The following is a 14873-nucleotide window of genomic DNA, read 5'->3' as shown; positions in this document are numbered from 1 at the left end:
CATGTTGGGATGTCGCGTGCACCGCATCGATCGAACGATTGAGTCCGGTCACGTCGCCGTGAGGGTCGCGACCGTCAGGAGTTCTTCGCCTCGGCGGCCCCGTCGAGCGACGACTCCAGCCCGTCGAGCCGGTCGGCGATCGGCGAGATCGCCTCGACCCCGTCGCGCTCGGATGCGCGCGCGGCCGCACCGCCGGCGGCGGCCCCGCCGATGATCGAACCGAGGAGCTCGCGGAGGCCGACGCCCATGGTCGAGCTCAGCATCGCGTCGACCTCGGTGATGCCCGACACGGCGTTCTTCGCGAGCTGCGAAGCGCCGTCGGTCGACACGACGGTGAGCTGGTCGATGTTCGACATCGGAGCGGCGAGCTCGCGTGCGATGAGCGGCAGGGCGTCGATGACGCGCATCTGCAGCAGCGCCTCCGACTGCTGGGCGACGGCCTCGGCTGCGGCCTTCGTCGCGGCCGCATCGGCGGCGCCCTTCGCCTCGATCGCGTCGGCCTCGGCGAGACCCTCGACCCGCAGCGCTTCGGCGGCGGCCGTCCGCGCGATCCGGTCGGCGTCGGCGGCGATGCGTACGGCCTCGGCGGAGGCCTCGGCCTCGACCTTCACCTTGTACGCCTGCGCGTCGGCGACGGCCTTGACCTCGGAATCGAGCTCGGCGGCGCGCAGTGCGGCCTTCTTCTGCGCGGTGATCTCCTGCTGTGCGACGACCTCCTGCTGCGAGAGCGCCTCGGCGAGCGGGCGGGCAGCGGCGGCCTCGGCCATCGCCTTGTCGGTCTCGCGCTGGAGCGCGGCCTTGCGCTGGGCGAGCTCGGCCTCGCGCTCGGCGACGGTCTGCTCGGCTGAGATCACGGCCTCGCGGGCCTCGCGCTGCGCGACGGCCTCGGCGATCTCGGCCTGCTTGCGCACCTTCGCCTGCTCGGCGCGGCCGAGGTCGTCGATGTAGCCGTTGTTGTCTGAAATGCCCTTGATCTCGAACGAGTCGACGTCGAGACCCTGGCTGAGCAGCGATTCGCGGGCGACGCCGAGCACCGCGGCCGAGAGCTCGTCGCGGCGGTTGATGATCGTCAGCACGTCGGTCGCGCCGATCGAGGCGCGCAGCGAACCCGAGAGCACCTCCTGGGCGAAGATGTCGATGTTCTTGTCCTGACCGAGGAACCGCTGGGCGGCGGCGCGGATCGCGGAGGCGCTGTCGCCGACCTTCACGATCGCCACGGCGTCGACGTTCACGGTGATGCCGTTGTTGGTCTGCGCCTCTGCGCGGATCTCGATCGCCCGCGAGCGCAGCGAGATCTTGTGCGCCTTCTGGAAGAACGGCATGATCCACACGCCCTGGCCGTGCACGACGCGCTGGCCCGACTCCTCGGTGTCGACGCCGTCGACCATGCGACGGCGCGAGCGCTTGCCGGTGACGACGATCGCCTCGTCGGGCGAGACGTTGCGATACAGCACCTTCGCCCAGATCCACAGGATGACGGCGGCGATGACGACGAGGGCGATGATGCCGATGATCGGGGCAGCGGCGAAGAACTCGAGCACGGGGTTCCTTCGTTCGGGTGGTGGCGAGTAGGGCTCCGGTCAAGAATGTCTGTCCGCGCCCGGCTGCGCAATCCTCGTCGGGCGGCGTACCATCCGATTCATGGCCGATCGCTACGCAACCGTCGACGAGTACCTCGCGGCGCAGACGCCCGGCACCCGCGCGGAAGTCGAGGCGCTCCGCGCGCTCGTGCGCGACGCCGCTCCCGGATTGAACGAGATCGTCAAGTGGAACTCCCCCGACTACACCCTCGACGGCGTCGACCGGCTCACCATCAATGCCGCCGGGCACGGCCCCGTGCGACTGATCCTGCATTTCGGCACCGACCGCGCTGAAGACAAAGAGTCGGCACCGAGCTTCACCGGCGATCCCGACGGGCTGCTCACCTGGCACTCCGACATCAGAGCCAGCTTCGAGATGCCGCCGCCCGACGAGCTCGACGCGAAACGTGCGTCGATCGTCGAGGTCATCCGGGCCTGGCTCGCACACGACTGATCCACCCACCGATCGCCGCGGCGCATCCGAGAATGACGAAGGCCCCCGATGCTCGGGGGCCTTCGCCTGGTTGGTGCGCGAGGGGGGACTTGAACCCCCACACCCTTGCGAGTACTGGCACCTGAAGCCAGCGCGTCTGCCAATTCCGCCACTCGCGCACGTGTGGTCGCACCGAAGTGCGTCCAGCCACGAGAGCCTAACATCTCGCGGCCCGCAACTCCATTCGGCCCCGCACCCGCACCCGCACCCACCCGCACCCACCCCCACTCCCACTCCCACTCCCACTCCCACTCCCACTCCGGCTCCCGCGTGACCAGTCGTCAGCATCGCCCGACGACACTCCGCCGAACCACCGCCCCGACTCGGCGTGCCGCTCCGAGACGCTGACGACTCGTCACGCGCCCCTCTCGCGCCCGGGCAAGACGCTCCCGAACCCTTGGCATCCGCTCCGAGTCGCGCCTGCACCTCGCGCCCGCAGCCCGCCCGGGAATAGCATCGAGACCCGGGTACCGGCGCCCACGACCGATGCGACGAAAGGAGCGCCCACGTGACCCACTCCCCCGACGAGCCGACCGAGCGAGGCGATCGCGCAACCTCGCCCAGCGACATCCGCGGCTGGCTCTTCGATCTCGACGGCGTGCTCACCCCCACCGCCATCGTGCACATGCATGCGTGGGCGAGGCTCTTCACCCCCTACCTCGAGCTGCACGGCGCCGCCCCGTACACCGAGGCCGACTACTTCGCCCACATCGACGGCAAACCACGCTACGACGGGGTCCGCAGCCTGCTCGAGAGCCGCGGCATCCGCATCGCCGAAGGCGACGCGAGCGACGCGCCCGAGCTCGATACCGTGCACGGCCTCGGCAACCGCAAGAACGTCGCCTTCAACGAGACGCTCGCCGACGAGGGCGTCGTGCCGTACCCGGCGAGCGTCGCGTTCCTCGACGCGGTGCAGGCGGCCGGATGCCCCGTGGCCGTCGTCTCGAGCTCGAAGAACGCACCGGCCGTGCTCGCCGCGGCGGGCCTCGCCGATCGCTTCGAGGTCGTCGTCGACGGCGGCTACGCCGCGGCCGAGGGCCTGCCCGGTAAACCCGCACCCGACACCTATGAGCGGGCGGCCGAGCTGCTCGGCCTGCCGACCACCGTGTGCGCCGTCGTCGAAGACGCCGAATCGGGGGTGCAGGCCGGTGCGGCCGGCGACTTCGGCCTCGTCGTCGGCGTCGACCGCGGGGTCGGCCGGGGCGCCCTCGAGCGCCTCGGCGCCGACGTCGTGGTCGACGAGCTCGACGAGCTGCTCCCGGGTCTCGAGACGGTCGCTCCGCTCCCTCCCCAGCCAGTAGAAGGAGGCACCGCATGAGGTTCGCCGACGACGACCCGCTCAGCCGAAGCCGGTTCCCAGTCGACGAGTGGGCGCTCGTCGAGACCGAGTTCGGCGAGGCCGACATGGGCCGCACCGAGACGCTCTTCGGCGTCGGCAACGGCTACCTCGGGCTCCGCGGCAACGTCGAAGAGGGTCGCGACGGCCACATGCACGGCACCTTCGTGAACGGGTTCCACGAGACGTGGCCGATCCGTCACGCCGAGGAGGCGTTCGGTTTCGCCCGGGTCGGGCAGACGATCGTCAACGCGCCGGATGCCAAGATCATCCGCCTCTACGTCGATGACGAGCCGCTCGTGCTGACCGAGGCCGAGCTGCGTTCGTACGAGCGGCGGCTCGACTTCCGCCTGGGTGCGCTCAGCCGCTCGATCGAGTGGCGCACGCCCGCCGGCAAGCGCGTGCTCATCACGAGCCGCCGCATGACGAGCTTCACCGATCGGCACCTCGCGGTCATCGACTACGAGGTCGAGCTGCTCGACGCCGATGCGGCCGTCACGATCTCGAGCCAGATCCTCAACCGTCAGGACGGCCGCGACGAGTACCGCGGCGGCGTGCAGCAGGAGGCCCAGACCCCCGGTGCGTTCGATCCGCGCAAGGCCGAGCAGTTCATCGAGCGGGTGCTTCAGCCGCGCATGAAGCGGGCCGAGGGCGGCCGGTACGTGCTCGGCTACCAGTGCACCAACTCGGGGATGACCCTCGCGGTCGGCGCCGAGCACCAGATCACGACCGACAACCCGTTCACCGAGACCGGCACGATCGGCGACGACCTCGCGAAGCACGTGTACCGGGTGCAGGCCAAGCAGGGCATGCCGATCCGCATCACGAAGGCCGTGAGCTACCACACGGCCCGCAAGGTGCCGGCCCGCGAGCTGGTCGACCGCTGCGACCGCACCCTCGACCGTGCGGCCGAGCTCGGCACGGGCGAGCTGTTCGCCCAGCAGCGGGCCTGGCTCGACGACTACTGGGCGCGCTCCGACGTCGAGATCGCGGGCGAGCCGGTGCTGCAGCAGGCGACCAGGTGGAACCTCTTCCAACTCGCCCAGTCGACGGCGCGCACCGATGGCGGCGGGGTCGCGGCGAAGGGAGTGAGCGGTTCGGGCTACGGCGGCCACTACTTCTGGGACAGCGAGGTGTACGTCCTCCCGTTCCTCAGCTACACCGCCCCGATCGTCGCCCGCAACGTGCTGCGCTTCCGTCAGCGCATGCTCGACGCCGCGCGCACGCGAGCCCTCGAGCTGAACCAGCGCGGTGCGCTCTTCCCGTGGCGCACGATCAACGGGCAGGAGTCGAGCGCGTACTACGCGGCGGGTACGGCGCAGTACCACATCGACGCCGATGTCTCCTACGCCCTCTGCCAGTACGTGGCCGCCACCGGCGACGAGGAGTTCCTCGCGCTCGGCGCGATCGACATCCTGGTCGAGACGGCCCGCATGTGGGAGGACCTGGGCTTCTGGCGTTCGAACGCCGACGACATCTTCCACATCCACGGCGTCACCGGTCCCGACGAGTACACGACCGTCGTGAACGACAACCTGTACACGAACGTCATGGCCCGGGCGAACCTCGCCGCCGCGGCATCCGCGATCGACACGCTGCAGGTGAACGACGCCTCGGCGTACCACCAGCTCGTCGAGCGGCTCGGCGTGACGCCGGCCGAGGTCGCGAGTTGGCGGCGGGCCGCCGCGCACATGCATATCCCCTTCGACGAGCAGCTGGGCATCCACCCGCAAGACAGCGCCTTCCTCCAGAAGGAGCTGTGGGACCTCGAGAACACCCCGGACGACCGCCGGCCGCTGCTGCTGCACTACCACCCGCTCGTCATCTACCGGTTCCAGGTGCTGAAGCAGGCCGACGTCGTGCTCGCGCTGTACCTGCAGGGCGATCGCTTCTCCGCCGAGGCCAAGCGGGCGAACTTCGAGTACTACGACCCGCTGACGACGGGCGACTCGACGCTGTCGGCGGTGGTGCAGTCGATCATCGCGGCCGAGGTCGGGTATCACGAGCTCGCGATGCGGTACTTCCGTTCGGCCTTGTTCGTCGACCTCGCCGACCTGCATCACAACGCGGCCGACGGCGTGCACGTGGCATCCACCGGTGGCGTCTGGAGCGCGCTCGTCTCGGGCTTCGGCGGCTTCCGCGACCACGGCGGTCGGTTCACCTTCGATCCGCGCCTGCCCGACGGCTGGTCCCGCCTCACGTTCCGGCTGACGCTCCGGGGCACCCGGCTGCGCGTCGAGCTCGAACCCGCGGCGATCACCTTCACGGTCGAGCAGGGCACCCGGGCGACGGTCCGGGTGCGCGGCGCCGAGGTGACGGTCACGTCGGATGCCCCGGTGTCGGTGCCGCTCGACGGGCAGGGTCCGCGCAGGTACGGCTCGCCGACGATGCGGGATGTCACGGGCACGAGGCGAGCGGACGGTACCCTGCTGACGGCGTCCATCCCGACTCTGTCGCTCGACGCCGACGACATCGAAACGGTCATCCCGATCGACTGATCCGGGGTGTTGCCAGCCGCTCGCGCTAACATGACGCGAAGTCAGACACCGGAATCGGGAGACTTGTGGGCCTACTGGACAACTTCGAGAAAGGTCTCGAACGCGCCGTCAACGGCGCGTTCGCGAAGACTTTCCGCTCGGGGCTGCAGCCGGTCGAGATCACCTCGGCGCTGAAGCGAGAGATCGACACCAAGGCGGCCGTCGTGTCGCGCGACCGGGTGCTCGTGCCGAACAACTTCACCGTGCGCATGTCGCCGGCCGACCACGAGCACATGTCGTCGCTGGGGCCGACGCTCATCGACGAGCTCGTCGACCTCGTGCAGCGGCACGCGGCGAGCCAGCACTTCCAGTTCGCCGGCGGCATCACGATCGCGCTCCGCCCCGACGAGGGTCTCAGCGTCGGCCTGGTGCAGGTCGACTCGCAGAACGTGAAGGGCCAGGTCGCCTGGACCCCGGTGCTCGATGTCGACGGCAAGCGGTACCCGATCCTCAAGGGCCGCACGGTCATCGGTCGCGGCAGCGAAGCCGACGTCACCCTCGACGACTCCGGCGCTTCGCGCCGGCATGCCGAGGTCCAGTGGGACGGCTCCCGCGCGCGGGTGCGCGACCTCGGCTCGACGAACGGAACGCAGTTGAACGGGGCCCCAGTGAAGGAGTCGATCCTCGAGCCCGACTCGGTCATCACGATCGGTCGCTCGCGTATCGTGTTCCGGGTGCTCGCGCAGGCCGCGGGCGCCGCCGGCGAACCGCGACGCGCCGCACCGGCGACGCAGCGGCACGATATGGGCGGATTCTGGGGGGCGGGCGAATGAGCGAGCTGACCCTGGTCGTCCTGCAGCTGGGCTTCCTGATCCTGCTCTGGGTGTTCATCTTCGCGATCGTCTATGCGCTGCGCAGCGACCTGTTCGGCCAACGCGTGCGCAAGCTTCAGCCCGAGGCGGCGGGGGCTCCGGCCGCGGCGTCCTCCTTCCCGAGCTCGCCGGTCGCGGCCGCCGCACCCACCGCGCCGGTCTCGACGCCCGTCGCGCCCGCGGGTGCCGACGAGATCGCGTCGAGCAGCAACGCCTCGCGCCTGGTGATCACGAGCGGCGCCAAGTCAGGCGTCGAGTTCCCCCTCGGGCGGGACGAGATCACGATCGGCCGTTCGAGCGACTCCGCGATCATCATCCGCGACGACTACACCTCGACCCATCACGCCCGGCTCATGCTGTGGAACGACCGCTGGATGATCCAGGATCTCGATTCGACGAACGGCACCCTCCTCAACGGCTCCCGAGTGACCGTGCCCACCCCGATCCCGCTCGGAGCCACCGTGAAGGTCGGAGCGACGACGTTCGAGCTGCGGCGGTAGCCCATGCCGACGGTGAAAGCGAGCGCAGCGGTCTCGCATGTCGGGCGGGTCCGCTCGAACAACCAGGATTCCGGCTATGCCGGGCGCCGGTTGTTCCTCGTCGCCGACGGCATGGGAGGCCACGCCGGCGGTGACGTCGCGAGCGCGATCGCCACCCGTCGCATCGCCGACGCCGACGCCGACTACGACAGCGCCCCCGAGGCGGCCGCGGCGCTCGAGGGCGCCCTCATCGCCGCGAACCGGCAGCTCGCCGAGACCGTGTCCGAGCACTCCGAGCTGACCGGCATGGGCACCACGGTCAGCTCGATGCTGCACCTCGGAGACCGGGTCGTCATCTCGCACATCGGCGACTCGCGCATCTACCTGCTGCGTTCGGGTGAGCTCAGCCAGATCTCGACCGACCACACTTTCGTCCAGCGTCTCGTCGACGCCGGACGCATCACCGCCGAAGAGGCCATGGTGCATCCGCGCCGTTCGGTGCTCATGCGCGTGCTCGGCGACGTCGAGGCCTCTCCCGAGATCGACCAGATGGTGCTGGACACCCGCGACGGCGACCGGTGGATGCTGTGCTCCGACGGGCTCTCGGGTGTCGTCTCCTTCGACGAGATCCACGAGTTCATGTCGGCCGACGTCGGCGCGAAGCAGGTGGCCGATCGCCTCGTGAAGGCCTCGCTCGACGGCGGCGCCCCCGACAACGTCACCGTCGTGCTCGTCGACATCGGCGAGCCCGCCGCACCCGCGACGCCGCCCCTCATCGTCGGCTCGGCCGCCGCTCCGCTCGCCTTCGGCGCGGCCCTCGAACCGGTGCGGCCACGCGGCATCCGACTGACGCCGTTCAGACCGCACCCCGTTCAAGAAACGCACTTCGAGCCCGACTCGGCCGACTACTTCGACGAGATCATCGAGGAGGATGCACGTCGCCGACGGCGACGCCGCTGGGTGTGGGGCTTCTGGATCGTGCTGTTCATCGCGGCGATCGTCGCCGCGATCGTGCTCAGCTACCAGTGGACCCAGACCCGCTACTACGTGGGCGAGTCGAACGGCCGGGTCGCCATCTACCAGGGCATCCAGCAGAACCTCGGCCCGATCTCGCTGCACGAGCTGCACACCGAGACCGACATCGACGTGGCCGAGCTGCGCACCTACGACCAGCAGCGCGTCGAGCAGACGATCAGTGCGGGGTCGTTCACGGAGGCCTTCCAGATCGTGCAGCGCTTGGAGGAGTCCCTTGACTGACGAGTCCGCTCGCTCCCGGAGCGCGTCGAACGGCGCGGTGACCACCGCCGGCGACGGCGGCACCCCGGCGCGCCCGGCGACGCCGCCGAGCGGCATCCGGCGCATCCGGATGCCGCAGAAGCTCCGCAATCTCGAGTTCTGGCTGCTCATCGTCGCCTGCGTCATCAACGCCGCGGCGATCGTGCTCGTGCAGCTCGGTGCGCTCGGGCGCGTCGACACGCAGCTCGTGCTCCTCGGCGCGGGCCTCTCCGTCCTCGTGTTCGGCCTGCACATCTCGATGCGCTTCGTCGCACGCGACGCCGACCCGTTCCTGCTCCCGATCGCCACCGTGCTGAACGGTCTCGGCATCGCGATGATCTACCGCATCGACATCGCCGAGGGCGACGCCGGCTGGGACAGCGCGGCGGTGCGTCAGATCGCGTGGAGCGCGATCGCGATCATCTGCGCGATCGCGACGATCTTCGTCATCCGCAACCACCGGGTGCTCTTCCGCTACACCTACCTCGCGGGTCTCGTCGCGATCATCCTGCTCATCCTGCCGCTCGTCCCCGGCCTCGGGCAGTCGCGCGGCGGCGCCCAGGTCTGGATCGGCTTCGGCGACATCGCCACGTTCCAGCCCGGCGAGATCGCGAAGATCGCCCTCGCGGTCTTCTTCGCGGGGTACCTCGTGCGCAACCGCGACTCGCTGTCGATGGTGGGCAGGAAGTTCCTCGGCATGAGGTTCCCCCGCGGGCGCGACCTCGGCCCGCTGCTCATCGTGTGGGCGCTCTCGATGTCGGTCATCGTCTTCCAGCGCGACCTCGGCACCGCCCTGCTCTACTTCGGCCTGTTCCTCGTGATGCTCTACGTCGCGACGAGCCGGCTCTCGTGGGTCGTGCTCGGCCTCTCGCTGTTCCTCGCCGGCGCGATCATCGCGAGCCAGACGCTCGACTACGTCGGCAATCGCTTCGCGAACTGGCTCACCCCCTTCAGCGACGAACGGTTCAACGCCGACCCCGGCGGCAGCTATCAGCTCGTGCAGGGACTCTTCGGTCTCGCCAACGGCGGACTCATCGGCACCGGCTGGGGCCAGGGGCGACCCGACCTCACTCCGGTGCCGCAGAGCGACTACATCATCGCGTCGCTCGGCGAGGAGCTCGGGCTCGCCGGCATCTTCGCCATCCTCGCGCTCTACCTGCTGTTCGTGGCGCGCGGCTTCCGCATCGGCTTCGCCGGCCAGGACGACTTCGGCAAGCTGCTCGGCGTCGGCCTCGCCTTCGTGGTCGCGCTCCAGGTCTTCATCGTCGTCGGCGGGGTGACCCGGGTCATCCCGTTGACCGGCCTCACGACGCCGTTCCTCGCGGCGGGCGGCTCATCGCTCGTGGCGAACTGGATCATCGTCGCGCTGCTGCTGCGGCTCTCCGACACCGTCCGCAACCATCCGAGGCTGGTGATCGACGGATGAACCGCGAACTCAAGCGCGTCTCGATCGTCGCTCTCGTCATGTTCGTCACGCTCCTCGTTTCGTCGACCCTGATCCAGTTCGTGCAGGCCGACGCCCTCGCCGCCGACCCCCGCAACTCGCGCACGCTGTACGAGAGCTACTCGGTCGAGCGCGGGCCGATCCTCGTCGACGGCGACCCGATCGCCTACTCGACCGCGACCGACGACTTCTACCGCTTCCAGCGCACGTACGCGAACGGACCGCTCTACGCACCCATCACCGGCTACATCCCGGTCAACGGTGAGGCGACCGGCCTCGAGCGCTCGCTCAACGACTACCTGAGCGGCCAGTCGTCGAGCCAGTTCTTCGACCAGCTGAACCGCCTCATCTCAGGACAGGACCCGGTCGGGGCCTCGGTCGAGGTCGCGATCGACAAGGTCGCGCAGCAGGCCGCCTGGGACGCGCTCGGCGACTACACCGGCGCCGTCGTCGTCACCGAGCCCGAGACCGGCCGCATCCTCGCGATGGTCACGAAGCCGACCTTCGACCCGAACAGCATGACGGTGCACGACGGCGAGCAGGTGCAGGCCACGTACGAGGGGCTCCTCGCCGATCCCGGCGACCCGCTCTTCAACCGCGCGACGGGCGGCGACATGAACCCGCCCGGTTCGGTCTTCAAGCTCGTCGTCACGGCCGCGGCGCTCGAGTCGGGCCGGTACACCCCCGATTCGACGTTCCCGAACCCCGGTGAGTTCACCCTGCCCGGCTCGACCTCCGTCGTTCGCAACTCGGGCGGCGGCACCTGCGGCGGCGGTGCGACCGTGACGCTCGCCGACGCGCTCCGCCTCTCCTGCAACATCCCGTTCGCCGAACTCGGCATCGAGCTCGGCGACAACGCGATCCGCGATCAGGCCGAGAAGTTCGGCTTCGACCACGAGTTCCTGATCCCGACCGGAACGGAGCCGAGCACCTACCCTCAGGGCCTCGACGACGCCCAGACCGCGCTCTCGGCGTTCGGGCAGGGCTCGGTGCGGGCGACCCCCCTGCAGATGGCCCTGGTGTCGGCGGCGATCGCCAACGACGGCATCGTGATGAACCCGAATCTCGTCGATCAGATCACCGCTCCCGACTTCACCCCGCTGGAGGAGTTCGAGGCGAGCGAGTTCGGCCGCGCCATCAGCGAGTCGACGGCCGACACCATGGTGCAGATGATGGTCAACGGCGTCGAGAACGGGGCCGCGAGTAATGCAAGAATAGACGGCGTCAGCGTGGCCGGGAAGACCGGAACAGCGGAGAACGGCGAGGATGACCCGTACACCTTGTGGTTCACCGGGTTCGCCCCCGCCGACGACCCTCAGTATGCAATCACGGTGCTCGTGGAGGATGGCGGGGGACTTGGTCAGGAGGGGTACGGCAATCTCATAGCCGCACCCATCGCAAAGCAGGTACTAGAGGCGGTGCTGAACAAATGAGACCGAGCGCAGGGCTCACCTTCGGGGGGCGCTACGAGCTGCAATCCCGCATCGCGATCGGCGGGATGGGCGAGGTGTGGCAGGCCACCGACCTCGTCATCGGCCGTCAGGTCGCGATCAAGATCCTGAAGGACGAGTACCTCGGCGACCCGGGCTTCCTCGAGCGCTTCCGCGCCGAGGCCCGTCATGCCGCACTCGTCAACCACGAGGGCATCGCGAACGTCTTCGACTACGGCGAAGAAGAGGGCAGCGCCTATCTCGTCATGGAGCTCGTTCCGGGCGAGGCGCTCTCGACGATCCTCGAGCGCGAGCACGTGCTGTCGACCGACAAGGTCCTCGACATCGTCGCGCAGACCGCCGCGGCCCTGCAGGCGGCGCACGCGGCCGGTCTCGTGCACCGCGACATCAAGCCGGGCAACCTGCTGATCACGCCCGACGGGCGGGTGAAGATCACCGACTTCGGCATCGCTCGCATCGCCGACCAGGTGCCGCTGACCGCCACCGGTCAGGTAATGGGCACCGTTCAGTACCTCTCCCCCGAGCAGGCCTCGGGCCACCCGGCGTCGCCGACGACCGACATCTACTCGCTCGGCATCGTCGCCTACGAGGCCCTCGCCGGCCGCCGCCCCTTCACGGGCGAGTCGCAGGTCGCGATCGCCATGGCGCAGATCAACGAGACGCCGCCCGATCTGCCGGTCACGGTCTCCGAACCGGTGCGCAACCTCGTCTACTCGTGCATCGCGAAGAACCCGGCCGACCGGCCCCAGACGGCGGCGCACCTCGCCCGTGCGGCGACCGCGCTGCGCCGGGGCGACGTGCAGGCCGCGTCGGTCGCCGTGCCCGCGGTGCTCGGTGCGGCGGGTCTCACCGCCGCGACGATGCTCATGCCGCAGGCCGGAGCGACCGCCGCCACGACCATCCTCCCGACGGCCGACGGCGAAGAGGGCGGCGAAGAGGGCGAGCCCGAGAAGAAGAAGCGCAGCCCGTGGACATGGCCGCTGATCGTGCTCATCGCGCTGCTCGCGATCGTGCTCATCGGCACGATCATCGCGCTCGCGCTGAACTCCGGCGAGAAGGACCCGGTCAAGTCGTCGACCCCGTCGACGCCGCCGTCGACTCCGGCGCAGACCGCCACGACCCCTCCGCCGACGAGCGAGGCACCCACGACGGAGCAGATCAACCCCGACGACTTCATCGGTCTCTCGTCCTCTGACGCCAGCGCCAAGCTCGTCGAGCTCGGCATGGTCGCGAACGCGGTCGAGGGCAATGCGGCGACCGACCCGGATCAGGAGGGCATCGTCTACGCGGTCAACCCGACCGGACCGGTGCCGATCGGCAGCGAGGTCACGATCACGTACTACGGCGCTCCCGAGACGCCCGCCGCTCCGGGCTCTGCGCCGACCGTGACGCCGGCCGAGGTCGCGCCGGGTGCGTCGTTCGAGGTGAAGTGGCCGGCCGCCCAGTGCCCCGCCGGCCAGACGCTCTCGGGCTACCAGGTGAACGTCGACGGCCCCGCGTCCTCCGCTCCGCCGCTCGGCGCCGGTGCGACGAACGTCACGATCACGACGAACGCCGACGCCGCCCCCGGAGACACGATCACCGTGACCTACCAGTACTTCTGCGGTCAGCTGAACTCGCCGTCGTCGCCCGCCGCGACGGTGACGGTCATCGAGGGGCCCGCCACCGAGTGACGGCTCGGCGCTCGCTCCCTCGAGCCTGCGCCGTACCCGCTGCACCGAAGAAGATCGACCTCCGAACGAACGAAAGGATCCGCCCACCGTGAGCGATGAAGGACGCGTCCTCGCCGGCCGCTATCGCGTGGGCGCCCTCATCGGTCGCGGGGGCATGTCCGATGTGCACGTCGGCACCGACACACGGCTCGGCCGCCAGGTCGCGATCAAGCTCCTCAAGCCGCAGCTCGCCACCGATCCGGCGTTCCGCATGCGGTTCCGCCAGGAGGCGCAGTCGGCCGCGCGGATGGCGCACCCGACCATCGTCCGCGTCTTCGACGCGGGCGAGGAGACCGTGGTCGACACGGCGGGCCAGGAGGTGCAGCTGCCCTTCATCGTCATGGAGTTCGTCGAGGGACGCCTCCTCAAGGACATCATCCACGACGGTCCGCTCGAGCCGGCAGCGGCCGTGCGGGTCATCGACGGGGTGCTGACCGCGCTCGAGTACTCGCACCGCGCGGGGGTCGTGCACCGCGACATCAAGCCCGGCAACATCATGATCACCACCACCGGTCAGGTGAAGGTGATGGACTTCGGCATCGCACGCGCGGTCTCCGACTCGGCGACGACCGTGGCCCAGACAACCGCGATCCTCGGCACGGCCTCGTACTTCTCGCCCGAGCAGGCGAAGGGCGAGACCGTCGATGCCCGCACCGACCTCTACTCGACGGGCGTCGTGCTCTTCGAGATGCTCACCGGCCGCCCGCCCTTCCGCGGCGACACCCCGGTCGCCGTCGCCTACCAGCACGTCAGCGAACGACCGGTCAAACCGAGCATCATCAATCCGAAGGTGTCGCCGGCGCTCGATGCGGTCGTGCTGCACGCGCTCGCGAAGAACCGCGACCAGCGCTACCAGACGGCGGTGGAGTTCCGGGCCGACGTCGACACCGCGGCATCCGGCCGGGTGCCCGTGCATCGCGAACCCGACCAGGCGACGATGCTCTTCGGAGCCCCGACCGCGTCGCTTTCCAGCTCCGAGCTCGCGCTCCGCCAGCTCACCGAAGACGAGACGATGGCGCGCACCCAGCGCCGCCCGCCGGCGATCTGGATCTGGGCGGGCATCATCGCCGTGGTCGTGATCGTGATCGCGGTGATGTACTGGGCGTTCAATCTCCAGCCGAAGGACGACCTGCCGTCGAACGCCCGCGAGGTGCCGGTGCTCACCGGGATGACCTACGAGCAGGCCGTCGAGGAGCTGCAGTCCCTGGGTCTCCCGGCCACCCGGCTCGAGGAGACGAGTGAGACCGTGCCGGTCGACGAGGTGATCCGCAGCGACCCGGCCGCCGGCGACATCGTCGACGCCGGCCAGGCGATCACGGTGTACATCTCGACCGGCCGTGAGGCGGTGAAGGTGCCCGACACGGTGAACATGTCGCTCGCCGACGCGAAGAAGGCGCTCGAAGAGGCCGGGCTCGTCGCCGGCAAGGAGACGCGCCAGAACTCGCCGACGGTCGCCGCCGACGTGGTCATGAAGACGACACCCGCGGCGGGCGAGTCCGTCGAGCTCGGCTCGACGGTCGAATTCACCCTGTCGAACGGTCAGGTCACCCTGACGGATCTGCGCACGCAGTCGTTGCAGGCGGCGTCCGACTTCCTGACATCCGACGAGCTTCAGCTGAACCCCATTCCGAAGCCCGACCCGAGCTGCCCGAGTGCGCCCGGTTCACCCGTCACGAATCAGTCGCTCGCACCGGGACAGGTGCCCCAGCACTCCGATGTCGAACTGACCTACTGCGCGGGCTGAGCGCGACCGG

The 14873-nt window shown here is 69.6% G+C and carries 11 protein-coding genes and 1 tRNA gene; 10 read left to right on the top strand and 2 right to left on the bottom strand.

All coding sequences use genetic code 11. The features are described 5' to 3' along the window. Nucleotides 1-74: 74 nt before the first annotated feature. Nucleotides 75-1541, bottom strand: a complete 1467-nt coding sequence (locus H516_RS19020; RefSeq protein WP_022889143.1) for an SPFH domain-containing protein — start codon at nt 1539-1541, stop codon at nt 75-77. Nucleotides 1542-1641: 100 nt separating this feature from the next. Between H516_RS19020 and H516_RS19015 the strand changes: the two genes are divergently transcribed. Further along, complete coding sequence (locus H516_RS19015; RefSeq protein ID WP_022889142.1) at nt 1642-2034, top strand: DUF1801 domain-containing protein; 393 nt, start codon at nt 1642-1644, stop codon at nt 2032-2034. Between the two features lie 71 nt (nt 2035-2105). Here the strand turns inward: H516_RS19015 and H516_RS0107680 are convergent. Beyond that, nucleotides 2106-2192 (bottom strand) — tRNA-Leu (locus H516_RS0107680). Between the two features lie 389 nt (nt 2193-2581). Between H516_RS0107680 and H516_RS19010 the strand changes: the two genes are divergently transcribed. The 9 genes from H516_RS19010 (at nt 2582) to pknB (ending at nt 14863) form a co-directional block, all read left to right on the top strand. Continuing rightward, nucleotides 2582-3391 carry an HAD family hydrolase gene (locus H516_RS19010; RefSeq protein WP_022889141.1) on the top strand — a complete coding sequence of 270 codons (810 nt, stop codon included), beginning with the start codon at nt 2582-2584 and terminating at the stop codon, nt 3389-3391. After that, nucleotides 3388-5907, top strand: coding sequence for a glycoside hydrolase family 65 protein (locus H516_RS0107670; RefSeq protein ID WP_022889140.1), 2520 nt, complete (start codon nt 3388-3390; stop codon nt 5905-5907). The genes H516_RS19010 and H516_RS0107670 overlap by 4 nt, the downstream gene beginning before the upstream one ends. Before the next feature lie 65 nt (nt 5908-5972). Further along, complete coding sequence (locus tag H516_RS0107665; RefSeq protein ID WP_022889139.1) at nt 5973-6719, top strand: FHA domain-containing protein; 747 nt, start codon at nt 5973-5975, stop codon at nt 6717-6719. Then, the gene (locus H516_RS0107660; RefSeq protein WP_022889138.1) at nt 6716-7258 is read left to right on the top strand and encodes an FHA domain-containing protein FhaB/FipA; all 543 of its coding nucleotides are present in this window, start codon (nt 6716-6718) and stop codon (nt 7256-7258) included. The genes H516_RS0107665 and H516_RS0107660 overlap by 4 nt, the downstream gene beginning before the upstream one ends. Before the next feature lie 3 nt (nt 7259-7261). Further along, complete coding sequence (locus H516_RS0107655; protein ID WP_022889137.1) at nt 7262-8494, top strand: PP2C family protein-serine/threonine phosphatase; 1233 nt, start codon at nt 7262-7264, stop codon at nt 8492-8494. A 109-nt stretch (nt 8495-8603) separates the two neighbouring features. Then, nucleotides 8604-9938, top strand: a complete 1335-nt coding sequence (locus H516_RS0107650; RefSeq protein ID WP_084620533.1) for an FtsW/RodA/SpoVE family cell cycle protein — start codon at nt 8604-8606, stop codon at nt 9936-9938. Beyond that, nucleotides 9935-11389: a peptidoglycan D,D-transpeptidase FtsI family protein gene (locus tag H516_RS0107645; protein WP_022889135.1), complete on the top strand. Its 1455-nt coding sequence runs from the start codon at nt 9935-9937 to the stop codon at nt 11387-11389. The genes H516_RS0107650 and H516_RS0107645 overlap by 4 nt, the downstream gene beginning before the upstream one ends. Next, nucleotides 11386-13080: a protein kinase domain-containing protein gene (locus H516_RS0107640; protein WP_022889134.1), complete on the top strand. Its 1695-nt coding sequence runs from the start codon at nt 11386-11388 to the stop codon at nt 13078-13080. The genes H516_RS0107645 and H516_RS0107640 overlap by 4 nt, the downstream gene beginning before the upstream one ends. A gap of 88 nt (nt 13081-13168) precedes the next feature. After that, on the top strand, nt 13169-14863 hold the full coding sequence (gene pknB / locus H516_RS0107635) for a Stk1 family PASTA domain-containing Ser/Thr kinase (RefSeq protein WP_022889133.1): 1695 nt from the start codon (nt 13169-13171) through the stop codon (nt 14861-14863). Nucleotides 14864-14873 lie beyond the last annotated feature (10 nt).

It is taken from the genome of Agromyces italicus DSM 16388 (genome assembly GCF_000421545.1).
Classification (GTDB): Bacteria; Actinomycetota; Actinomycetes; order Actinomycetales; family Microbacteriaceae; genus Agromyces; species Agromyces italicus.
This window is presented reverse-complemented; position numbering and strand designations above follow the sequence as displayed.